Raw genomic sequence first — 21,787 nt, 5'->3', positions numbered from 1 at the left:
CCTTTTTTAATACTTATAAAAATGAGTGATCTTATTTACGGAATACACAGTATTTCAGAAGCGATAAAGCAAGAAGAATCAATTGATAAATTATTTGTACAGAAGAATTTATCCGGACCTAATGCAAAAGAACTTATTAGAACTGCCAAAAAAATTGGAATACAGGTATCCTACGTTCCTATTGAAAAGTTGAATAAACTCACCCAAGAAAATCATCAAGGGGTAGTTGCAAAAATTTCACCCATAAAATTAAAAAGTCTTGAAGAAGTGGTTGAGAATGCTTTCAGTAAAAAAGAAAACCCATTATTTTTAATATTAGACCAAGTTTCTGACGTCCGAAATCTTGGTGCAATTATTAGAACAGCTGAATGTACCGGAGTTGATGGGATTATTCTCTCTAAACAAGGTGGAGCTGCTTTAAATGACCAAACAGTTAAAACGTCTACAGGTGCTATATTCAATATCCCTATTTCCAAAGCAGACCATATTAAAGACGCGCTGTTTTTTTTAGCATCTTATAATGTAAAAACTGTAGCTGCAACAGAAAAAACCGATCAGTTAATTTATGATTTAGACCTTAAAGAGCCTATAGCAATTATCATGGGAAATGAAGGAAAAGGGATTACTCCTTCAATTTTAAAAATGGCTAACTTTAAAGCTAAACTACCTTTATTAGGAGAAATTAGCTCTTTAAATGTATCTGTTGCTTGCGGAGCGGTCTTATTTGAAGTTACAAGACAACGTCTTTTTTAGTTTTTTGATTGATCTTTTTTAGAAGGCTTAATAGTATAATTTATTTCAAAAGCTTGTTCTGAAGATTCTTCATCAAATTTATTTAATTCTGATGTAGGGATAAAATTCCCCTCTTCATCAAAATGCTTCATAAACTCATCCTCCTCCTCGCTATAATCTTGCTTTTGCCAAGGATAAGCAGGTTTTGGGAGTTGAAAATTTTTAAAATAGAATGCTAAAATAATTCCGCTTATAAAACCAGAGAGGTGACCTTCCCAAGACATTGTTTGGTCTATAGGAAACATTCCCCAAACCAAACTTCCGTAAATAAAAACAATAACTAAAGCTAAAGCAATTAAGCGAAAATTCTTAGACCAAATTCCTTTAAAAAATAAAAAACTAGTTAATAAATAAACCACACCGCTGGCACCAAAATGCACTGCTCCTCCTCTACCTAAAAACCAAGTTAAAATTCCGGTTAATAAAGTTCCGTAAAGTAAAACTTTCCAAGAGATTTTTTTATAAAAATAAAACAATGCTGTGGATAGAAGTAATAGCGGAATAGTATTACTATATAAATGCTCTATATTGGCATGAATAAATGGACTAAAGATAATTCCTCTAAGTCCAAAAAGCTCACGAGGCTTTACACCCAAAAAATTGAAATTTAAATCAAACCTTACTTCTGCCCAAAAGACAATCCAAATTATTAGTACAAATAATAACGGATAAGCGATTGTTGACGATTTGAATTCTAGTTTTTCCATAATAAAATGTATAAGTCTCTTTTCAAATTCTTGTCCAAAATTTCTTATAATGTAAAATTGTCACTTACAAACTGTATTTTTGCGATATGAATAAACCATTAGCAGAACGTTTACGTCCAAATTCATTAGAAGAATATTTAAGTCAACAACATTTAGTTGGAAAAGACGGGTCTTTATATACCCAGATAAAAAGCGGTATTATTCCATCAATAATTTTTTGGGGACCTCCAGGTGTAGGCAAAACAACGCTGGCAAACATTATTGCAGAAGAATCTAAGCGTCCATTTTTTACTTTAAGTGCTATCAATAGCGGGGTTAAAGATGTGAGAGAAGTCATTGAGAGAGCAAAAAAACAGGACGGATTATTCACAACCAAAAATCCGATTCTATTTATTGATGAAATACATAGATTCAGTAAATCTCAACAAGACTCTCTTTTAGGTGCTGTAGAAAAAGGTTGGATTACGTTGATTGGCGCTACAACCGAAAACCCTAGTTTTGAAGTTATCCCGGCACTTTTATCGCGTTGTCAAGTTTATGTTTTAAATGAATTTTCAAAACAAGACTTATTGGCATTGTTAGACAAAGCAATGACAAAGGATGAAATTTTATCGGTTAAAAAAATCGTCTTAAAAGAAACAGATTCGTTATTGCGAATCAGCGGTGGTGATGCTCGCAAATTACTCAATATATTTGAACTATTGGTAATTTCAGATAATAGCGATTCTATTACAATTACAAATGATTTAGTTGAAAAAAAAGTACAACAAAATACAGTTCGCTATGACAAGACAGGAGAACAGCATTACGATATTATTTCGGCATTTATAAAATCGATTAGAGGAAGTGACCCCAACGCCGCTATTTATTGGTTAGCTAGAATGATTGAAGGCGGTGAAGATGTAAAATTTATTGCTAGAAGATTATTAATTTCAGCTAGTGAAGATATTGGAAATGCAAACCCTACTGCTATAATTATGGCTAACAACACTTTTCAAGCTGTAACTACTATTGGTTTTCCGGAGGCTCGAATTATATTAAGTCAATGTGCTATTTATCTAGCAACGTCGCCTAAAAGTAACGCCAGCTATATGGCAATAAATAAGGCGCAACAACTTGTTAAGCAAACTGGAGATCTTTCGGTTCCGCTAGCAATAAGAAATGCACCTACAAAATTGATGAAAGAGTTAGATTATGGGAAAGACTATAAATATGCTCATAACTATAAAGATAGCTTTGCTGAAGTTGAGTTTTTACCAGAAGAAATAAAAGCCACAAAAATTTTTGAACCAGGCAATAACAAACGAGAACAAACAATTAAAGAGTTTTTAAAAAACAAATGGAAAAGTAAATATGATTACTAATTTAAGCATTCTGAAAAATATAGACTTCCGTTGCTCCAACACCGTATTTCTGAAAATCTGCATCGTAAAATTTTAGATTGTCGTACCGGCTTAACAAAGTTTCTAGTTCTGCACGAAGTACACCTTGACCTACTCCGTGAATAAAAACTACTTTTTGAATTCTTTTTCTTATGGCAAATTCTAATTGACCTCTGGCAGCATCTAATTGAATATTTAATATTTCGAAATTAGAAAGGTTTTTATCACGGTTTGTTAACTTATGAATATGTAGGTCTACTTCTAAAGCCGGAGCAGTACGCTCTTTTGATTTTACTCTTGGTGCGGTATTTTTTCTTTTAATTTGCTTTTCTTTTAAAGCTTCTAACATCTGTGTTTCATCTACCTTAATCTCATCGTAGGAAACTTTTACTACCTCATTTATTTTAAATCGTAATAAAAAACCATCCTCTGTTTCTAGTTCTACGTCATCATTTTCAAGACTTACAATTGTTCCTGATAAAGGTTCATCCAACACCTCTACAAAATCTCCTTTATTCAGTTTCATCGTCATCAGTTTTATTATCACCAACCCATTTCTGAGTGGCTGTAAAGAGGCCAAACATTAAAATAACCAAGCCTGCTATTTTTAGATAAATATTTTCTGTATCAACCATCATCGCATATAACAAAATTGCTGCTCCACATAAAATTGCGATGGTATTTAGAACTTGTTTATTCAAAACCTGTAAATTTAAGCTGCTATAAAAAAGCAATTATTCGCTACAAAAATATTATTTTTGATCAGTAATATTACAATTAATAAAGAAAAACGATGGAAGAGTTTATGTTGCCGTGTTTGAACAAAAAGTTTTTTGGATTCGAATGTCCCGGATGTGGCGGTCAGCGTGCGTTGGTTTTTCTACTTAAAGGAGAATTTAAAGAAGCTTTTTTAATTTACCCTGCCATTTATCCATTAGTTATTTTAGGATTAATAATCGGCTTAAATTTGCTATATCCGGTAAAATATTATGCTAAATTAACTTCTGTTTTTGCCGCAATTAGTGTGAGCGTAATTATTTTAAGCTATATTTTTAAGTTTATTTAATTACTTAAATTTTTTATATTTGATTGAATTTTTAAACTAACCTTTTTATATGGAAAATCAAAAATTACCTAATGCTACAATTTCTTTAATTTTGGGAATTGTTTCTTTTATTGCTTGTTGCTTTACTTCTGGGTTTGGAGGAGTTCTTCTTTCAGGTATCGCGCTTTATTTAGCAAATAAAGACCGAAGAACATTTGCAGAAAACCCAGAAATTTATGGAAATTATTCACAAGTAAAAACGGCACGTGTAATAGCAATAATCGGTTTAATATTGTCAATTTTAGTTGTTTTACTATTTATCGGTATACTTATTTATGCTGGAAGCGTTGAAGAATTTCAGCAAATGATGGAAGAGTACAGCCGTCAATATGAACAACAACAGGTCAATTAATTAAAAAACACAGTAAAGAAAAGCTCTTCTAAAAATTTAGAAGAGCTTTTTTTTACTTAAAATTTGTTGCTTACATTTTTGCAAATAAAGCTTGCATCTTTTCTCTTTCTTCTTGCGCAAGTTCCTGATCCACTAAAATTCTACCACTGTGTTCATCGGTAATAATCTTTTTTCTTCCGGCGATTTCCATTTGGATTTGCGGCGGAATTGTAAAGAAAGAACCTCCTGAAGCTCCACGTTCAATAGGAACAATAGCCAATCCGTTTTTCACATTATCACGAATTCTTTGGTAAGCTTTTACCAGGCGATCTTCGATTTGATCTTTGTAATCATCAGATTTTTTAATTAAGCTTTGCTCCTCTTTTTCAGTTTCGCTTAAAATTTCATTTAGCTCATTTCGTTTGTGCTCTAAATGATTTTCACGCTCCTTTTTACGATCTTGCGTTTGCTCAATTACGGCTTTTTTCTGCTCTATTTGTGCTAAAAATTCGTTGATGTGTTTTTCTGCAAGTTCTATTTCTAATTCTTGAAACTCTACTTCTTTAGAAAGTGCATTAAACTCACGATTGTTACGTACATTTTTTTGCTGCTCAGCATATTTCTTCATCAAGGCACGAGACTCTTCAATTAAGTTTTTCTTTTCCTTAATTTTATGATCTAAAGCTTCTAAATCTGCATCTAATTTCTCTAAACGCGTATTCAATCCAGCCACTTCATCTTCAAGATCTTCTACCTCTAAAGGCAATTCTCCTCGCACATTTCTTATTTCATCAATGCGAGCATCTATTAATTGTAAATCAAATAATGCCCTTAGCTTCTCTTCTACGCTAACCTCTTTTTTCTTTGCCATAATCAACTATATTGAATTGGATTGGTATTTTTTTGTGATAAAACGATTGCAAAATTAGGGAATTTTTTTGTAAGATAAGAATGTATTAAATCTTTTGTGTATTGTTCGCTTTCATAATGCCCTATATCTGCCAAAATTAGTTTCCCTTCTGCTTTATAAAAGTCGTGATATTTTAAGTCTGCTGTAATGTAAATATCAGCTTTTTTTTGCTTTGCATTATTAATGGCAAATGCTCCGCTCCCTCCTAAAACAGCTACTTTCTTGATGGCTTTATCTAATAAATCTGAATGTCTAACAATTCCGCAATTAAAGGTTTTTTTAAGCTGCTGAATAAATTTTTTCGGCTCTATTTTTTCTTCAAGTTCGCCCAACATTCCTATCCCTATTTGCTGATTTTTATTCTCTAAACTCGTAATTTCATAGGCTACTTCTTCGTAAGGATGTGATTCTTGAAGTTTTTGCAGCACAATTGACGTTAAATGCTTCGGAAAAGTGACATTTAATTGTACTTCTTCTTCAAAATGTGTTTCGCCTTTTTCTCCGATAGTCGGGTTAGCTTCATCATTCGGATTAAAACTTCCGGAACCTTCTATAGTAAAACTACATTTATCGTAATTACCAATACTTCCTGCGCCTACTTCAAATAAAGCTTCACGAACATTTTCGGCGTCAGCTTTAGGAATATAGGTAACTAATTTATTAATCGTATTTTTTTGAGGCACTAAAATGCTTCGGTTAATTAAATTTAACTGATCGCAAATTTTATAATTTACTCCTTTATGATGATTATCTAATGCCGTATGCATTGCGTAAATTGCAATATTATGTTGAATTGCCTTTATTACCACTCGCTCTACGTAAGAATTTCCGGTCAGTTTTTTTAATCCTCCAAAAATTATAGGGTGAAAACTGACAATCATATTACAGTTTTGCTCAATAGCTTCATCTACAACTTCTTCTAACGTATCTAGACTGATTAAAACTCCGCTTAGTTCCATTTTCCGGTCGCCAACAAGCAAGCCCACATTATCAAAATCTTCGGCATAAGCCAATGGCGCCCAATTTTCTATAGCTGAAATTACATCGTTTACCTGCATTTTTTTCTTTTTAAATCTATTTTTATCTTGATATTACTCTACAAGACAAGCTCAAAGATAATTTTTATGTGAAGAAAACAAAAGTTAAGTCAATTAAAAGGAAACTATTACTTTTGTTGCTATGCAATTGATAAGAAAATTACTATTTCCTTTTTCTATTTTATACGGAAGCATTGTTTGGCTTCGGAATAAATTTTTTGATTGGAATATTTTAACTTCAAAAGTTTATGATTTTCCGGTAATTTGCGTGGGAAATTTAAATGTTGGCGGCACCGGAAAATCGCCAATGATAGAATATTTAATAAGGCTTTTACAAGATTCATACAATTTAGCGACTTTAAGTAGGGGTTACAAACGGACTACTAGCGGATTCTACTTATTAAAGGGAAATGAAAGCGCAGCGCTCACCGGAGATGAACCACTACAATTTAAACAAAAATTCCCATCGATTAACGTTGCAGTTCATGAAAATCGTCAGGCAGGCATTCAACAACTTCGAAGATTAAATCCGCAGCCTGAAGTTATTTTACTAGATGATGCCTTTCAGCATAGAAAAGTAAAGCCCGGTTTTTCAATAGTCTTAAGTGCTTATCATGATTTATATGTAGATGATTTTATGCTGCCTACCGGAAATCTTAGAGAACCCAAAACAGGAATAAAGCGCGCAAACCTTGTTATTATTACTAAATGCCCAATTGATTTAAATAAAAAACAGCAAGAAAAAATCAGAAAAAAATTAAACCTGCAAGACCATCAACAACTTTATTTTTCGAGTATTCTATATGATGAATCTTGCTATAGCATTTCTGATGTAAAAAGTTTAGAAAGTCTAAACAATTTTACCTTAGTTACCGGAATTGCTAATCCAACGCCTTTGGTTAATTATTTAGAAGAAAACAACTTAAGCTTTAAACATCTTGCTTTTGCTGATCATCATAATTTTAATGAACAAGAAATTGCAAAACTCAATAAGGAAGAATTTATTTTAACTACTGAAAAAGACTTTGTACGATTAAAAGGGAGAATTTCTAAAGAAAAACTCTTTTACATCCCTATAAAAACATGTTTATTGAATAACGAAGATGAGTTTAAAAAAGAACTTTTAAAATTTATCGACGAATATTAAGCACTTTATAAATTTTCTCAAAAAAGAGCTCTGTCTTGTATGGTTTTGGTATAATATCGGTGAATCCGTGACTTAAAAACTCGTCTGTTGTCTCACTTATACTTACTGCTGTTAAAGCTATAATTGGCGTTTCACTATCATTTTTTCTGATAATTTCCGTAGCTTGTATGCCATCCATAACAGGCATATGAATATCCATTAAAATAAGATCGTAGTTAGTTTCTCTTGTTTTATTTACTGCAATTTCTCCGTTTTCAGCGAGCTCGATTTCCATTTCACAGCGTTCTAAAATTTTTCGGGTAATTTTTTGATTCAATTTATTATCCTCTACCACCAATACCCGTTTTCCTTTAAAAAGCTCTCGTTGTTCTTCCTTTGAAATTTTTGGAATTAAATTTTCTTTTTTCGCATTACCAATGACTTTTTCAAAAGGCATATCAAAGTAAAAAAGTGAACCTTCACCCTCTTCACTTATTAAATGAATTTCGCTACCCAAAAATAAAAGCAGGTTTTTTACAATTGGCAAACCTAAGCCCGTACCTCCGTACTTTACATTAATTTCATCGGGACCTTGATCGAATTTCTGAAAAATAGATTTTTGCTTTCGTTTTGGAATACCAACTCCATTATCTTCAATTTCAAAACGAACTACTACTTCTTTTTCTGAAGTTTTCATCAACTTTAACCGAATCCAAACGTCACCATGTTCAGCAAATTTTATAGAATTTCCGACTAGGTTAATTAAAACTTGAGAAACTTTTAGCATATCCCCGCTTAGCTTAGATGGAATATCATCATCTACTTCTAAATGAAGTAATACATCTTTTTCATCTGCAGGCTTACGTAAAGTATTTAAAAAGTTTTTCATGTGTGCTTTCAAATGAAAAACCGCATTAACTTTTCTAACTTTATTAGCCTCTAACTTATTAAGATCCAGAATATTATTTATTAAAGACAATAAATGCTCTCCTGAATATTTTAAGGAATTTAAATGTTCTTTTTGTGCATCGGTCGGGTTTTCCTTAATTAATAAATAGGTTAATCCTGTAATGGCATAAATTGGTGTTCGCAATTCATGTGTAATAGTTGATAAAAATTGCTCTCTTGCTTTTGTAGCAGCTTCTGCACGCTCTTTAGCTTTTATAAGTTCATTATTCTTATTCTGTAATAAATTATTAGCCTTTGCCCGTAGATTGTTATTTTTATAAAGTGATAACGTTAATAATGAGAGAATAGTAATTAACAATACACTTAAAACAATAGCTAACTGATTAAATTTCAGTGATTTTTCTTGTTCTGTATTTGTTAAATACAATTCAGAAATTGTTCTATCTGAAGTATTGCTTTTTCGTTTGGTAATTTCGTTACTAAGCATCTCATTGCCAAAAGTCAATAATGAATCTTTATAGTTATTGCTTTGCGAGGCATATTCCAAGGCTAAAATATTATCTTCTGCAGCATTATATATTTTACTAAACAATTCTAGAGCATCTATATTTAAAAAATCTAGTTGTTCTTTTTTTGATAAAATCAAAGCTTTTTCGGCATAAGTTAAGGCATTTTCAAAATCTTTCATTTTAAAAAAAGCATAACTCATTCTATGGTATAAATAAGCCAACTGGTAATTACTCGAAAAGTCTTTAAAAGTGATTTCTGCTTGATTAAAATAAACCAGTGCTTCACTAAAATTATCCTGATTTAAATAAAAATTTCCTTTATAAAAATAATCTAAAGCCTTTATTTCTTTGCTAGTAATTTTATCACTTTCAATTTGATTATAAATTGCTTCAGCAGCTTTAAAATTCCCTTGTTGAAATTCAATTTCCGTTAAAAAATACTGAGAAAAAAGTAGAAATTTGTTAGATGGTTTTTGCTGAAAAGCTTCTATTGCTTCAGTAGCGTGTTTTTTTGCATCGGAATAATTTTTAACGGAATAATAGGCAATAGATAAATAATAATGTAAAACACCTATTGTACGTTTATTATCGGTTTTTTCTGCAATTTTTAAGGCTTGGTAAAGTCCCTCTAATTTTAATGGGAAATTCTTAAAGCCTTTTTTTTGAAAAGAATTGCTTATAATTTTATTCAAGGCTTCACCTCCTTCAGTAGAATTATCGATGTATGCATTCTGAGAAACCCCAGAAACACCCATAAACAGGAAAACCAAAAAAATTAACAAATTACTTCTCATGAATGAAAAATCCCGAACGAAAAGTCGTAAATATAAATAATTAATTAGGATAAATCATAGAAATAAGATTGATTATTCTATGACTATAACCACGCTCATTATCGTACCAACCGATAAGTTTTACTAAATGCCCATCTATAACCGAAGTCATCTCAGCATCGAACACGCAAGAATGCGAATTTCCTAAAATATCTACTGATACGATAGGTGATTCCGTGTACTCTATAATTCCTTTTAAATTCTGCTGAGCCGCATTTTTGAAAAGCGCATTTATTTCTTTAATGGATGTTTTTTTACGCACATTTAGAGTCATATCTGTGAGTGAACCATTCGGCACAGGAACTCTTATTCCGCAACCACCAATCACATTACTTAAATCAGGAAAAATTTTGGTTAATGCTTTTGCTGCTCCGGTAGTTGTAGGTATTATGGATTGTGCAGCTGCTCTAGCTCTTCGTAAATCTTTATGCGGTTTATCATGCAAACTTTGGTCTGAAGTGTAAGAGTGTACCGTTGTAATATACGCTTGTTCTACACCAAATTCTTTATGAACCAAATCTAACATTGGTGCTGCGTTATTTGTTGTACAAGAAGCATTAGATATAATTGTTTCAGAGCCATCTAAAATTGCTTCATTAATGCCTAAGACAATTGTTTTTATATCATCATCTGCCGGCGGAGCACCTAAAATTACTTTTTTTGCTCCTCCATTGATATGATATTCAAGTGCATTTTTCGTTTTGAATTTGCCTGTACACTCTACAACAACATCTACTTCAAAATTTTTCCAGGAAATTTTTTCAATAACAGGCTGATTGGTGAGTGGATATTCTTTTTGATCTATAATAATTGAATTATTACTAAAATCAACATTATTCGGTAAAACTCCGTGAATACTATCGTATTTTAAAAGATGCGCAAGTGTTTTTGCATCAGCTAGGTCATTTATGCAAACTACTTCTATAGTGTCGTGTTGAAGTAATAAGCGAAAAAGACTTCTGCCAATTCTACCAAAACCATTTATAGCCAGCCTTGTTTTATTTTTCATTTAGTAGTTTTAGTTAATATGTTTTTGTGCTTTGTAAGAAGATCTTACCAAGGCACTACTCTCTACATGTCTAAACCCTAAATCTAAACCTATTTCTTCGTATTTTTTAAATTGATCTGGTGTAATAAATTGTTGTACGGGAAGGTGTATTTTACTTGGCTGTAAATATTGACCAATGGTTACTACATCTACATCTACCGAGCGTAAATCTTTTAAAGTCTGTATTACTTCCTCCTCTTTTTCGCCAAGCCCCAACATAATCCCAGATTTTGTTCTATTGATCCCCTGCTTTTTTAGGTAATCTAAGACGGCTAAACTTCTATCATATTTTGCTTGAATACGAACTTCTCTAGTAAGTCTGCGAACAGTTTCCATATTATGCGAAACCACTTCTGGGTTCACTTCAACAATTCGATCTATATTACGTTCTACTCCTTGAAAATCAGGAATTAAAGTTTCTAGCGTAGTTGTCGGGTTCATTCTTCTAATGGCTTTTACTGTTTCTGCCCAAATAATAGAACCCATATCTTTTAAATCATCACGATCTACACTAGTTACTACAGCGTGTTTTATATCCATTAATTTTATAGATCGTGCTACTTTTTCAGGTTCATCCCAATCTAAAGTATCCGGTCGACCTGTTTTTACACCGCAAAATCCACAAGAACGCGTACAAACATTTCCTAAAATCATAAATGTAGCTGTCCCTTCGCTCCAGCATTCGCCCATATTTGGACAACTACCTGAAGTACAAATGGTATGCAAATCGTATTTATCTACCAACTTTCTTAAATTTGTATACTTTTTTCCGGTAGGAAGTTTAACACGAAGCCATTTTGGCTTTTTTTGTGGTTTTGTGGGAGTTAATGTTTCTACTGCCATAGCATTGTTTTGTAATCTTCAAAGATATAAAAATAGATAAGGTTGTACGATTTTGAAACGGCAGAATTCTATAGAAATAGAAGATTTACCAATAAAGAACACCTATTAGCTTTCCTTAATTATTTCTGCCAGTAATTTTTTTGCTCGAAGCAACTTAACTTTTACATTATTAATTGGTTCATCTAATTTAATTGCAATTGCTTTATAACTTAATTCTTGAAAAAAACGTAGATGAATTACTTCTTGATAATGGGGTTTCAACTCTTTTATTAAGGTCAATAATTTAGCTAAGTTTTGTTCAATTATTAGCTTATCTTCTGCGGTTGGTGTTTCATCAACAATACTTTTTTCTGCAACTTTATCTACTCTAGTGGTTTCTAAGTTCTTTTTTCGTAATAAGTCAATGTGAATATTTTTAGAAATAGCAATTAACCAAGTATTAAACTGAAATTCCGGTTGATATGTTTTTATCTTATCAAAAGCTTTTGCAAAAGTCTGAACCGTTATCTCTTCGGCTTCAAATTCATCTTTAGTGCGTTTTAACTGAAAGGTATATACTTGACCCCAAAAATTATCTAACAAAAATTTGAAAGCGAGTTGACTTCCTTTTTTTGCTTCTTCTATTTGAGCGTCCAACGCTACAGAATTCATAGGATCAAATATTCAATAATTCCGATTAGGCTTTTTCAGTATTGCTACAATCTTTAGTTTCATCGGGCATTTTACCGCAAAAGCTACAAGGTTCTCCAGATTTATTCAAATAAGGATTTTGACTTGCACAAGTCCCTGCAAATTTACCGCCTTTTTTAGCCCAAATTTTAATTGCGATTCCGGCGAAAGCTAATCCTAATAATACGATAGATATAATAAAAAGTTTCATAATGCAAAAATACAATTATTATAAGTTACTAAAAAACTCTGTCGGTAATTAATAGTTTCTTTACACTATTTAACTAAAGTTTAGGCTTATAAGTTATTATACGGCAAATTAATCAACCTATATTAGCTGAAGAAATCAACTAAAATTAACACTATGAAAATTAAAAATTTATTTGTTATCGCTCTTTTATCTGTATTTGCATTTACATCCTGTAAGGATGATAAAAAGAAAGACGATATGAAAGATTCCGATAATATGACGGAAATGAATGACTCTGATATGGATGATACAGACATGGATGACATGGACGATGATTCTGATATGGATAATGAAAATTCTGACAAAGCTATTGATGGCAATATGAATTTAGCTGAAATTGCTATGGCTTCTCCAAACCACAGCACGTTAGTTTCTGCATTACAGAGTTCCGGAATGGTTGTTAAATTAGAAACTGATGGACCTTATACAATTTTCGCTCCAACTAATAATGCGTTTAATAATTTACCAAAAGGAACAGTAGAAAATTTAATGATGCCTGAAAATAAAGAAAAACTCGAAGGCGTATTAAGTTACCATATTGTTCCCGGAAATTTGGATGCTGCTAAAATAAAAGACCTGATTAAAAATAGTAACAATAACAAATACCAGCTAGAAACTGCCAACAAGGGAAAACTTATGGCAATGATGAATGATAATGGTGATGTTGTTCTAAAAGATGGTACCGGGAAAGAAGTCCATATAGTTGCTGCAGATATGAATGGTTCTAATGGAGTAATTCACTCTATTGATGCAGTAATGATGAGAAAATAAAAGCTTTTTAAGTTAAGTAAATTAAGCAGTACATATTTTGTGCTGCTTAATTTATGAAATAATATTAACCTCCATTTCGAGTAAAATATTAAACTTATCTTGTATAGTTTGTTGAATTTCTTTTGCTAAAGCTAAAATTTCTTCTCCAGTCGCAGTTCCATAATTTACCAAGACTAAAGCTTGTCTTTTATGGACACCCGCATCACCTCTTTTAATTCCTTTAAATCCGGCTTGCTCTATTAACCAACCTGCAGGAACCTTTATTTCTGTGCTACTTAACTTATAAAAAGGAATTTCCGGATATTGTTGTTGAAGCTTTTTAAAAAATTTGGTTGAAATAATCGGATTTTTAAAAAAGCTACCGCTATTCCCTATTTCAGAAGGATTCGGTAATTTTTCTTGCCGAATAGCTATAACCGCTTCTGCAATTGATTTGATAGTTGGAGTACTAACATCTTGCTTTTCCAATTGCTTTAAGATCGCTCCGTAATCCGTTTTTAAGGTGTGATTTTTTTTACTCAATTCAAACACAACACTTGTAATGATGTATTGCCCTTTTACTTTACTTTTAAAAATGGAGTTTCGATAACCAAAATCGCACTCTTTTTTTGTGAAAATTCTTTGCTCCAAACTTTGTATATGAATAGCTTCGCACTCCACAAATACATCTTTTAACTCCACCCCATAAGCGCCTATATTCTGAATAGGAGAAGTTCCTACATTACCGGGAATTAAGGCTAAATTTTCAATCCCACCGTAATTTCTTTCTACACACCACATTACAAAGTCATGCCAATTTTCACCGGCAGCTACTTTTAGCAAGACACTTTCATCTGTTTCATTCAGAACTTTTTTTCCTTTTAAGTCAATATGAAATACAGTTTTATCTATATCTTGTGTAAGCAACATATTACTTCCACCACCTAAAACTAAAATTTCTGATGCATAAACTTGCTGAAGACTTTGTGTTAAATCTTTTTCAGTCTTTACACTAACAAATTGTTTGGCCTTGACATCAAGACCAAATGTATTGTAATTTTTAAGGGAAAAGTCTCGTTCTATATTCATTACTTTTTCAAGTAAGCTTGTAAGCCTTTTTCTAAAATAGTAACCGATTTTAAAAGGTTTTCTTTTTTAAGAACATACGCAATTCTTACTTGATTTAAGCCTGTATTTGGTGTAGAATAAAACCCAGCTGCTGGAGCTATCATTACAGTTTCTCCTTCATGTTCAAAACTTTCTAGCATCCATTGTGCAAAATCATCAGAATTTTCTATTGGTAATTCTGCAATACAGTAAAATGCCCCTTTTGGTTTTGCTACGCGCACCCCTTCAATTTTTTCTAAAGCATTAATTAGTGTATCTCTTCGATCTACATATTCGTTAATTACATCATCAAAGTAAGACTGCGGTGTTTCTAAAGCAGCTTCACTTGCAATTTGAGCAAATGTTGGCGGACTTAATCTTGCTTGAGCAAATTTTAAAGCTGTATTTATAAATTCTTTATTTTTAGAAACCACACATCCTATTCTAGCTCCGCACATGCTATAACGCTTAGAAACGGAATCAATCATAATAGCGTGTTCTTCTAGTCCTTTTTGACTCATTACGGAATGATGCGTAGCCCCTTCGTAAGCAAACTCTCGATAAACTTCATCGGCTACTAAAAAAAGATCGTGCTTTTTTGCTAAAGCAGAAAGCTCTTCCATTTCTTCTTTTGTGTATAAGTATCCAGTTGGATTTCCAGGATTACAAATAACAATAGCTTTAGTTTTGGAAGAAATTAATTTTTCAAATTCAGCTACCGGAGGAAGTGCAAAACCATTATCAATTGAAGCTTTAACCGGTACAACTTTTACTCCAGATGAAGTAGCAAAACCATTATAATTTGCATAGAAAGGTTCTGGAATAATAACTTCATCACCTGGATCTGTAATACTTCCCATTGTAAATAACAAGGCTTCAGAACCACCGGTTGTTACAATAATATCATCTGCTTCAACAGGAATATTTCGTTGTTGATAATAATTAGCTAACTTCTTTCTATATGATTCAAATCCCGCAGAATGACTGTAAGAAACAATCTCCAAGGAATTATTTTTCACAGCATCTAAAGCTACTTTTGGAGTTTTAATATCGGGCTGACCAATGTTTAAATAAAATATTTTTTTTCCCTTTTTAGCTGCAACTTCAGCGTAAGGAACTAATTTTCTGATGGGCGATGCTGGCATTGCCAGACCTTTGTTAGAAATAGCAGGCATAACTTTATTTTTGTTGGCAAATTTGCAAAAATATTAGAAGAAAACCCCTAAAAATCAGAAAAAGATAGCGTTGATTTTCATAAAAAAAAGCTGCCCTAAAAAGACAGCTTTTAAAATAATTATTTAGTTAACTAGCTCGAGACAAGCCCACGAGGCATTTGTTAGAAACAAATTTTCAATTTCGAGGAAAACCTCAAAGTATTAAACCCTTTGGCGGTGCCAATAAAGTAAATTACATACTTTCTTCGCCTTCAGTTTTTTTCTTGTTTACAAAACCCTTTATTTTCAAAGGAACTGTTTTAGTAACTGCATTAGAATAAACAGTTACGGTTTTTCTAATAGGGCCGGGACGCTTAGTATCATACTTTACTTGAATTTCGCCTTTCTTACCCGGTGCAATTTCTCCATCAGGTTTTTTAGGCACTGTACAACCACAAGTAGATTTAACGTCTTTTATAATTAAAGGTTGATCTCCGATGTTTGTAAAACTAAATGTTCTTACGCCATCACTACCGTAATCCACTTTCCCGTAATCAATTACATCAGAATCAAACTTGATTTCTGCTTGCGCATAGGTCGTAATTCCAACAAAAAGTAGAATACTAAGCATTAATAATTTTTTCATAATCTTTGAATTTAGATACTAAAGTAATAATAAAATTGATTTATCAAAAAATGATATTAATAAAATGAACACTTTTAAAATAATCTTTATATAAGTACTTTTGCCTACATAAAACCAAAAATTAGACCAAAATGGCGATTGCTGCAAAATATAGTGCTAAAGAGATTGAAGATAAATGGTACGATTACTGGATGAAAAACAATTATTTTCATTCTGAAGTAAACGAAAAGGAGCCGTACACCATTGTAATTCCCCCTCCAAACGTCACCGGCGTACTACATATGGGGCATATGCTTAACAATACTATTCAAGATGTTCTAATAAGACGAGCCCGATTAAAGGGACTTAATGCGTGCTGGGTTCCTGGTACAGATCACGCTTCAATAGCCACCGAAGCCAAAGTTGTAGCAAAGTTAAAAGCTGAAGGAATTGATAAAAATAAAATTTCTCGTGATGAATTTTTGAAACACGCCTGGGAATGGACCGATAATTATGGTGGCGCAATTCTAAATCAGCTTAAAAAATTAGGAGCTTCATGCGATTGGGATCGAACAAAATTCACCCTAGATGATGATATGTATGAGTCGGTTATCAAATCCTTTATCGATCTTTATAATAAAGGTTTGATTTACCGCGGTTACCGAATGGTAAATTGGGATCCTGAAGCAAAAACTACTTTATCTGATGAAGAAGTAATCCATATCGAGCAACAAGGAAAACTTTACTACATTAATTATCAAATAGAAAATAGTGATGAGTTTTTAACCATTGCCACTACCCGACCTGAAACGATTTTTGGAGATACCGCAATTTGCATAAATCCTAACGACGAACGTTTTAGTCACTTAAAAGGAAAAAATGCTATTGTTCCCATAGTGGGAAGATCAATTCCTATTATTGAAGATGAGTATGTAGACCTAGAATTTGGTACCGGCTGCTTAAAAGTAACACCGGCTCACGATGAGAATGATAAAGTGCTGGGCGATAAGCATAACTTAAAAGTTATCGACATTTTTAACGATGATGCTAGTTTAAACGAAAATGGACTACATTATGAAGGCAAAGATCGCTTTGAAGTTAGAAAAGCTTTTGTAAATGAATTGGAGGAAAAAGGTTTTTTAGTAAAAACTGAAAATCATCTTAATAAAATTGGGACTTCAGAAAGAACCAAAGCTGTTATTGAACCAAAACTTTCAGACCAATGGTTTTTAAAGATGAAAGAATTGGCAAAACCGGCAATTGAGGCTGTTTTAGAAACAGAAGATATTCAGCTTTTCCCTGATAAATTTAAAAATACGTACAGCCACTGGATGAATAATATTCGCGATTGGAATATTTCACGTCAACTTTGGTGGGGACAACGAATTCCAGCATATTACTATGGAAATGATAAAAACGATTTTGTAGTTGCTGAAAATATAGAAGAAGCATTAGCCTTAGCTATTGAAAAAACCGGCGATAATTCCTTAACCAAAGAAAATCTAAAGCAGGATGAGGATGTTTTAGATACTTGGTTTTCTTCTTGGTTATGGCCAATGAGCGTTTTCGACGGAATCAGAAATCCTGAAAATAAAGAATTCAAGTATTATTATCCAACAAACGATTTAGTTACCGGACCCGACATTTTATTTTTCTGGGTAGCTAGAATGATTATGGCGGGATATGAATACACCGACAAAAAACCCTTCAACAACGTTTATTTAACCGGGCTTGTACGTGATAAAGAACGACGTAAAATGTCAAAATCTCTTGGGAATTCTCCAGATGCGCTTCAATTAATTGAAGATTTCAGTGCAGACGGTGTACGCGTTGGTTTATTATTAAGTAATGCGGCAGGAAATGATTTAATGTTTGATGAGGCACTTTGTCAACAAGGAAAAGGATTCGGAAATAAAATCTGGAATGCATTCCGCTTAATTAAAGGTTGGGAAGTTAATGAAGAAATAGCTCAACCCGATTCAGCAAAAATTGCATTAGAGTGGTACAAAAACACTTTCCAAAAAACCTTGGTAGAAATTGAAGATCATTTTTCTAAATATAGAATTTCTGACGCCTTAATGGCAACCTATAAATTGATATGGGACGATTTTTGCTCGTGGTTATTAGAGATGATAAAACCCCCTTACGGAAAACCCATCGATAAGAGAACAGTAGACGAAGTAATAAATTTATTAGAAGATAATTTAAAAATATTACATCCGTTTATGCCGTTTTTAACTGAAGAAATTTGGCAAAGCATAACAGAAAGAACAGAAAAAGAAGCTTTAATAATTTCAGAATGGCCGGCTCAAACTGAATTCAACAAAGAGTACATAAAAGATTTTGAATTAGTAAAGGAAGTTATTTCGGGAATTAGAACCATCAGAAAAGACAAAAATATCGCGTTTAAAGATGCTATTGAATTAAGCGTAATTAACAATGAAAATTTAAAGAAAGACTACGATGCTGTAATTAGCAAATTAGGGAATATTTCTGAAATCAGTTATGTAAACGAGCAAGTTTCTAATGCATTATCTTATCGTGTAAAATCTAATGAATATTTTATTCCGATAGGTGGAGCAATTGATGTTGAAGCTGAAATAGAAAAATTAACTGAAGAACTAAAATACAATGAAGGTTTCTTAAAATCAGTTGATAAAAAACTTTCTAATGAGCGCTTTGTAAATAACGCACCAGAAAAAGTAGTCGCTATTGAAAAGCAAAAGAAAGCTGACGCCCAAGCAAAAATTGAAGCGATAAAAGAAAGCATACAAAATTTAAAATAATTAAACTTTATTTATTTGGTTAATTCAATGTTAATGACAACAAGTTTAATAAAACTATTGAAGTAACCTATTCTATATTATACTTTGTAATAATTCACTTATAATAAAGGTTTAGATTTTACCTAAAAAATAAAATAATATTTTTATCAAAAAACTTATCTATGATATGGTAGGAAAAATCTTTGCTTTGTTGTTATATGAGTAGAAGAGATTAATTAAAATTAAAATTTATGAAAATTAAAAGTACCATAATAATTCTTTTTTTATTTTGTTTTGTACAAGTTCAAGCACAAGAATCTGAAGTAATTAAAACAAGAGAATATACTCTTGATTCAACTAAAATCGACAACTATGTAGAAGAAGCTTATGGTGATAAAGCACAAGAATTAATATATGATCATCCTATTAGATTGAAGACAATTAGGGATATTCTACTAAATAGGGTTTTAATAGTAGAGACCTCTTTTGAAATACCAAGTACTTATAAAAAACTATCCTCTATAGAAGTGTTACCCTATAATAAAAATTTGCAACGCAACAAGTTTAATATTGAGACATTTAACCCGTTGAAATATAAAATTGATTTTTACAATAAAAAAGAAAATCAATATATCCATATAGATGGAACTCAATTTTATATGATTATTGAAAAATTTGAAGCAGAAAATTTAAACAAATAATATAATGAAGAATTTATACATATATCTATTTTTAATAGTTTTTCAACTGCCGAGTTTGTATGCTCAAGATGAGATAAATATAGGAGATGCTTCTTCTGTTAATACTTGCGATGCTAACTTTTATGATTCTGGAGGTCCTGATGGCACTTATTCCTCTATTAATAATGAAAGTTCTGAGACAATTACTATATGTCCTGAAGGGGATATGAGGGTAAGAATTGAATTCACTGAATTTATTATTTCAGGAGGCGGTGATTTCTTGTATATCTATGATGGAGACTCTACTGGAGCTCCACTTATAGATACTTATACAGGGAGTAATAGCCCCGGAGTCATTATTGCTGGAGATAATAATCCTACGGGATGTTTAACATTTGAATTTATAGCTGATGGTGAATTTTCTCCATTAGCAGGCTGGGAATCTATTATAACTTGTGTGGAGCCGTGTCAAGATATTAATCCTTCTGTAAGTTCAATTGTCCCTGCAGACTTAAACGGCGGTATGTACACTGCTTATTTTGGAGAGGAATTAACATTTAATGGGGATGCTTTATTTTCTAACAGCAGTAATAACGCCACTTATACTTGGGATTTTGGAGATTCTCAGACAGGAGTAGGGCAAACTACTACTCATTCATATCAAGAATTAGGAGTTTTTGATGTAGAACTTACTGTAACAGATGAATTTGGTTGCTCTAATTCAGTAGTGGTTCAAGTAGAAATTATCATCAATGAAGAAGACCCTGGACCCGGTTGTCCTAATATTGCTGTTGATCCAGGACTTACTGTAGAAATCGGTCAAGGAGGAGAAGTTATTATTCCATGTAATGAAGAATGTACAACTTTAACAGCTTCATATTTAAATACAGGAGCAACTACATCGTATGCAGTGGAGTCCATTCCATATTCTCCACCTTTCCCTTTCACGGGAGCTACAGGTAATGTTCAAGATATAAATTCAGATGATGATTGGTCAGAAGTTATAAATTTAGGTTTTGATTTTTGTTTTTTTGATGAAACTTATAATGATGTTTTAATTACTGATAATGGCGCATTAACTTTTAGTATAGAAGGAATAGTTCCTGGAGGAGTATATGAGCCAAGTTCAGGAAGTGGCTATGCATATAATGAAACTATTCCGTTTGATGCTCCAGATACAAGTCCACCATATAGAAATGCAATATTTGGAGTATTGCAAGATTTGCATCCAGGAAGTGCTGATTCGCCTGATGATTATTCAATCAATTATGAACTAATAGGTTCATCCCCTTGTAGAACATTAGTTTTTAATATTTATAAACTGCCACATTATCAATGCGGCGATGATTTAGGTTTACAAACAAGCCAAATGGTAATTTATGAAACTACAAACGTTATCGAAGTTTATGTAAAAAATCGTACTTCATGCAGTTTTAATAGCGGTTCAGGTCTTATAGGAATTCAAAATCAAGCAGGAACAGTAGCTTTTACTCCTCCGGGGAGAAATACCGGTACTTGGGAAGCGACTAATGAAGCTTGGAGGTTTACTCCTAATGGAGAGTCAAATGTTGAATTTGCTTGGTATGATCAAAATGGTAATGAGGTAACTACAGAAAATTCTTTTGAGGTATGTCCTACAGATCCTGTTAATTATACCGCTCGTGCAACCTATACAAATTGTAATGGTGATGTTGTGGTAGCAGAAACGAATGTATCAGTAGAACGTGAAATGCCATATACTGTAAGCCTAGGAGAAGATCAGGAAGTTTGTGATGAAAATGTAGATTCAATAACACTTAATGTTGAATTGAATTCAGATGATCTGCAAATATCAGATTTGAATTATCAGTGGTTTTTAGACGGTGATATTATCTCTGGCGAAACAGCCCCCTCAATTACAGTTAATGAAAGTGGAATTTACACTGTTGAAACCCAAGAAATAAATGGTTCTTGTGAAGCTTCTGATAATGTAGTAATTACATTTTATGAAACTCCTGAAGTAGCCAACACGCCAGATTTAATTAACTACTGTTATGTAGATGGTTTAGAAGAAGTAGATTTAACTCAGAACACATCCTTAGTATTAGGCGCTCAAGATTCTAATGATTTTACAGTAAGTTATTACGAAACTATAGCCGATGCAGAAGCAGGTACCAATGTTATTTCTGCACCTGATGTTTATCAGCCAGGTTTAGCAGAAGGCTGTATGACCATCTATGTGCGCATAGAAAACAATGCAGATACTAGTTGTTACA

The 21,787-nt window shown here is 32.4% G+C and carries 22 protein-coding genes; 9 read left to right on the top strand and 13 right to left on the bottom strand.

Going from position 1 to position 21,787, the window contains the following annotated elements:
• The first annotated feature begins 15 nt into the window (after window positions 1-15).
• Window positions 16-753, top strand: a complete 738-nt coding sequence (gene rlmB, locus D9R05_RS13555; protein ID WP_394340566.1) for a 23S rRNA (guanosine(2251)-2'-O)-methyltransferase RlmB — start codon at window positions 16-18, stop codon at window positions 751-753.
• Here the strand turns inward: rlmB and D9R05_RS13550 are convergent.
• Window positions 750-1,499, bottom strand: a complete 750-nt coding sequence (locus tag D9R05_RS13550) for a rhomboid family intramembrane serine protease (protein ID WP_121667771.1) — start codon at window positions 1,497-1,499, stop codon at window positions 750-752. The genes rlmB and D9R05_RS13550 overlap by 4 nt on opposite strands.
• An 86-nt stretch (window positions 1,500-1,585) precedes the next feature.
• Here D9R05_RS13550 and D9R05_RS13545 point away from each other — a divergent pair, with 86 nt between their 5' ends.
• The gene (locus D9R05_RS13545; RefSeq protein WP_121667770.1) at window positions 1,586-2,863 is read left to right on the top strand and encodes a replication-associated recombination protein A; all 1,278 of its coding nucleotides are present in this window, start codon (window positions 1,586-1,588) and stop codon (window positions 2,861-2,863) included.
• Window position 2,864: 1 nt separating this feature from the next.
• Here the strand turns inward: D9R05_RS13545 and D9R05_RS13540 are convergent, their stop codons facing one another.
• Complete coding sequence (locus D9R05_RS13540; protein ID WP_240463080.1) at window positions 2,865-3,407, bottom strand: Smr/MutS family protein; 543 nt, start codon at window positions 3,405-3,407, stop codon at window positions 2,865-2,867.
• Window positions 3,394-3,582, bottom strand: coding sequence for a hypothetical protein (locus D9R05_RS13535; RefSeq protein WP_121667849.1), 189 nt, complete (start codon window positions 3,580-3,582; stop codon window positions 3,394-3,396). Before D9R05_RS13535 ends, D9R05_RS13540 begins: the two co-directional genes overlap by 14 nt.
• A 92-nt stretch (window positions 3,583-3,674) precedes the next feature.
• Between D9R05_RS13535 and D9R05_RS13530 the strand changes: the two genes are divergently transcribed.
• On the top strand, window positions 3,675-3,947 hold the full coding sequence (locus tag D9R05_RS13530) for a DUF2752 domain-containing protein (RefSeq protein ID WP_121667768.1): 273 nt from the start codon (window positions 3,675-3,677) through the stop codon (window positions 3,945-3,947).
• A 49-nt stretch (window positions 3,948-3,996) separates the two neighbouring features.
• On the top strand, window positions 3,997-4,338 hold the full coding sequence (locus D9R05_RS13525) for a CCC motif membrane protein (protein WP_121667767.1): 342 nt from the start codon (window positions 3,997-3,999) through the stop codon (window positions 4,336-4,338).
• Window positions 4,339-4,408: 70 nt separating this feature from the next.
• On the opposite strand, the gene D9R05_RS13520 is transcribed toward D9R05_RS13525, so the two are convergent.
• Window positions 4,409-5,188, bottom strand: a complete 780-nt coding sequence (locus D9R05_RS13520) for a zinc ribbon domain-containing protein (RefSeq protein ID WP_121667766.1) — start codon at window positions 5,186-5,188, stop codon at window positions 4,409-4,411.
• 2 nt (window positions 5,189-5,190) lie between these two features.
• Window positions 5,191-6,285, bottom strand: a complete 1,095-nt coding sequence (locus D9R05_RS13515) for a Nif3-like dinuclear metal center hexameric protein (protein ID WP_121667765.1) — start codon at window positions 6,283-6,285, stop codon at window positions 5,191-5,193.
• 121 nt (window positions 6,286-6,406) lie between these two features.
• Here D9R05_RS13515 and lpxK point away from each other — a divergent pair, with 121 nt between their 5' ends.
• Window positions 6,407-7,411, top strand: a complete 1,005-nt coding sequence (gene lpxK / locus D9R05_RS13510) for a tetraacyldisaccharide 4'-kinase (protein WP_121667764.1) — start codon at window positions 6,407-6,409, stop codon at window positions 7,409-7,411.
• Here lpxK and D9R05_RS13505 read toward each other — a convergent pair.
• The 5 genes from D9R05_RS13505 to D9R05_RS13485 all read right to left on the bottom strand — a co-directional run bounded on the left by D9R05_RS13505 (window position 7,395) and on the right by D9R05_RS13485 (window position 12,412).
• Complete coding sequence (locus D9R05_RS13505; RefSeq protein ID WP_121667763.1) at window positions 7,395-9,602, bottom strand: tetratricopeptide repeat-containing hybrid sensor histidine kinase/response regulator; 2,208 nt, start codon at window positions 9,600-9,602, stop codon at window positions 7,395-7,397. The genes lpxK and D9R05_RS13505 overlap by 17 nt on opposite strands.
• Window positions 9,603-9,642: 40 nt before the next feature.
• Window positions 9,643-10,650: a type I glyceraldehyde-3-phosphate dehydrogenase gene (gene gap, locus D9R05_RS13500; protein WP_121667762.1), complete on the bottom strand. Its 1,008-nt coding sequence runs from the start codon at window positions 10,648-10,650 to the stop codon at window positions 9,643-9,645.
• 9 nt (window positions 10,651-10,659) lie between these two features.
• Entirely contained in the window at window positions 10,660-11,532 is an 873-nt protein-coding gene (gene lipA / locus D9R05_RS13495) for a lipoyl synthase (RefSeq protein WP_121667761.1), read from the bottom strand.
• A 105-nt stretch (window positions 11,533-11,637) separates the two neighbouring features.
• Complete coding sequence (locus tag D9R05_RS13490; RefSeq protein ID WP_121667760.1) at window positions 11,638-12,183, bottom strand: RNA polymerase sigma factor; 546 nt, start codon at window positions 12,181-12,183, stop codon at window positions 11,638-11,640.
• A 25-nt stretch (window positions 12,184-12,208) separates the two neighbouring features.
• Window positions 12,209-12,412, bottom strand: coding sequence for a membrane or secreted protein (locus D9R05_RS13485; protein WP_121667759.1), 204 nt, complete (start codon window positions 12,410-12,412; stop codon window positions 12,209-12,211).
• A 153-nt stretch (window positions 12,413-12,565) separates the two neighbouring features.
• On the opposite strand from D9R05_RS13485, the gene D9R05_RS13480 reads away from it, so the two are divergent.
• Window positions 12,566-13,222 (top strand): fasciclin domain-containing protein, encoded by a 657-nt coding sequence (locus tag D9R05_RS13480; RefSeq protein ID WP_121667758.1) that lies wholly within the window; start codon window positions 12,566-12,568, stop codon window positions 13,220-13,222.
• Window positions 13,223-13,273: 51 nt separating this feature from the next.
• Here the strand turns inward: D9R05_RS13480 and murB are convergent, their stop codons facing one another.
• The 3 genes from murB to D9R05_RS13465 all read right to left on the bottom strand — a co-directional run bounded on the left by murB (window position 13,274) and on the right by D9R05_RS13465 (window position 16,108).
• Entirely contained in the window at window positions 13,274-14,290 is a 1,017-nt protein-coding gene (gene murB, locus D9R05_RS13475; protein WP_121667757.1) for a UDP-N-acetylmuramate dehydrogenase, read from the bottom strand.
• Window positions 14,290-15,483: a pyridoxal phosphate-dependent aminotransferase gene (locus tag D9R05_RS13470; protein WP_121667756.1), complete on the bottom strand. Its 1,194-nt coding sequence runs from the start codon at window positions 15,481-15,483 to the stop codon at window positions 14,290-14,292. Before D9R05_RS13470 ends, murB begins: the two co-directional genes overlap by 1 nt.
• 232 nt (window positions 15,484-15,715) lie before the next feature.
• The gene (locus D9R05_RS13465; RefSeq protein WP_121667755.1) at window positions 15,716-16,108 is read right to left on the bottom strand and encodes a DUF1573 domain-containing protein; all 393 of its coding nucleotides are present in this window, start codon (window positions 16,106-16,108) and stop codon (window positions 15,716-15,718) included.
• A 131-nt stretch (window positions 16,109-16,239) separates the two neighbouring features.
• On the opposite strand from D9R05_RS13465, the gene D9R05_RS13460 reads away from it, so the two are divergent.
• The 3 genes from D9R05_RS13460 to D9R05_RS13450 form a co-directional block, all read left to right on the top strand.
• Window positions 16,240-18,873, top strand: a complete 2,634-nt coding sequence (locus D9R05_RS13460) for a valine--tRNA ligase (RefSeq protein ID WP_121667754.1) — start codon at window positions 16,240-16,242, stop codon at window positions 18,871-18,873.
• Window positions 18,874-19,103: 230 nt separating this feature from the next.
• Window positions 19,104-19,553 carry a hypothetical protein gene (locus tag D9R05_RS13455; protein ID WP_121667753.1) on the top strand — a complete coding sequence of 150 codons (450 nt, stop codon included), beginning with the start codon at window positions 19,104-19,106 and terminating at the stop codon, window positions 19,551-19,553.
• A 4-nt stretch (window positions 19,554-19,557) separates the two neighbouring features.
• On the top strand, window positions 19,558-21,787 hold a 2,230-nt coding region (locus tag D9R05_RS13450; protein ID WP_121667752.1), incomplete at its 3' end, for a PKD domain-containing protein.

This window comes from Mesonia aquimarina, from assembly GCF_003667275.1.
In the GTDB taxonomy this organism is placed as follows: Bacteria; Bacteroidota; Bacteroidia; order Flavobacteriales; family Flavobacteriaceae; genus Mesonia; species Mesonia aquimarina.
Note: the sequence above shows the minus strand (reverse complement) of the source record. Positions and strands in the feature narration are given on the sequence as shown.

Bases quoted from the DNA above. Each gene is read 5' to 3' on its own strand.
- D9R05_RS13490 (WP_121667760.1), bottom strand. From the start codon at position 12,183: ATGAATTCTGTAGCGTTGGACGCTCAAATAGAAGAAGCAAAAAAAGGA.
- D9R05_RS13530 (WP_121667768.1), top strand. From the start codon at position 3,675: ATGGAAGAGTTTATGTTGCCGTGTTTGAACAAAAAGTTTTTTGGATTC.
- D9R05_RS13485 (WP_121667759.1), bottom strand. From the start codon at position 12,412: ATGAAACTTTTTATTATATCTATCGTATTATTAGGATTAGCTTTCGCC.
- D9R05_RS13515 (WP_121667765.1), bottom strand. From the start codon at position 6,285: ATGCAGGTAAACGATGTAATTTCAGCTATAGAAAATTGGGCGCCATTG.
- gap (WP_121667762.1), bottom strand. From the start codon at position 10,650: ATGAAAAATAAAACAAGGCTGGCTATAAATGGTTTTGGTAGAATTGGC.
- D9R05_RS13480 (WP_121667758.1), top strand. From the start codon at position 12,566: ATGAAAATTAAAAATTTATTTGTTATCGCTCTTTTATCTGTATTTGCA.
- D9R05_RS13545 (WP_121667770.1), top strand. From the start codon at position 1,586: ATGAATAAACCATTAGCAGAACGTTTACGTCCAAATTCATTAGAAGAA.
- D9R05_RS13505 (WP_121667763.1), bottom strand. From the start codon at position 9,602: ATGAGAAGTAATTTGTTAATTTTTTTGGTTTTCCTGTTTATGGGTGTT.
- lpxK (WP_121667764.1), top strand. From the start codon at position 6,407: ATGCAATTGATAAGAAAATTACTATTTCCTTTTTCTATTTTATACGGA.
- D9R05_RS13525 (WP_121667767.1), top strand. From the start codon at position 3,997: ATGGAAAATCAAAAATTACCTAATGCTACAATTTCTTTAATTTTGGGA.
- D9R05_RS13520 (WP_121667766.1), bottom strand. From the start codon at position 5,188: ATGGCAAAGAAAAAAGAGGTTAGCGTAGAAGAGAAGCTAAGGGCATTA.
- D9R05_RS13540 (WP_240463080.1), bottom strand. From the start codon at position 3,407: ATGAAACTGAATAAAGGAGATTTTGTAGAGGTGTTGGATGAACCTTTA.
- murB (WP_121667757.1), bottom strand. From the start codon at position 14,290: ATGAATATAGAACGAGACTTTTCCCTTAAAAATTACAATACATTTGGT.
- D9R05_RS13550 (WP_121667771.1), bottom strand. From the start codon at position 1,499: ATGGAAAAACTAGAATTCAAATCGTCAACAATCGCTTATCCGTTATTA.
- lipA (WP_121667761.1), bottom strand. From the start codon at position 11,532: ATGGCAGTAGAAACATTAACTCCCACAAAACCACAAAAAAAGCCAAAA.
- D9R05_RS13470 (WP_121667756.1), bottom strand. From the start codon at position 15,483: ATGCCTGCTATTTCTAACAAAGGTCTGGCAATGCCAGCATCGCCCATC.
- D9R05_RS13455 (WP_121667753.1), top strand. From the start codon at position 19,104: ATGAAAATTAAAAGTACCATAATAATTCTTTTTTTATTTTGTTTTGTA.
- D9R05_RS13465 (WP_121667755.1), bottom strand. From the start codon at position 16,108: ATGAAAAAATTATTAATGCTTAGTATTCTACTTTTTGTTGGAATTACG.
- D9R05_RS13460 (WP_121667754.1), top strand. From the start codon at position 16,240: ATGGCGATTGCTGCAAAATATAGTGCTAAAGAGATTGAAGATAAATGG.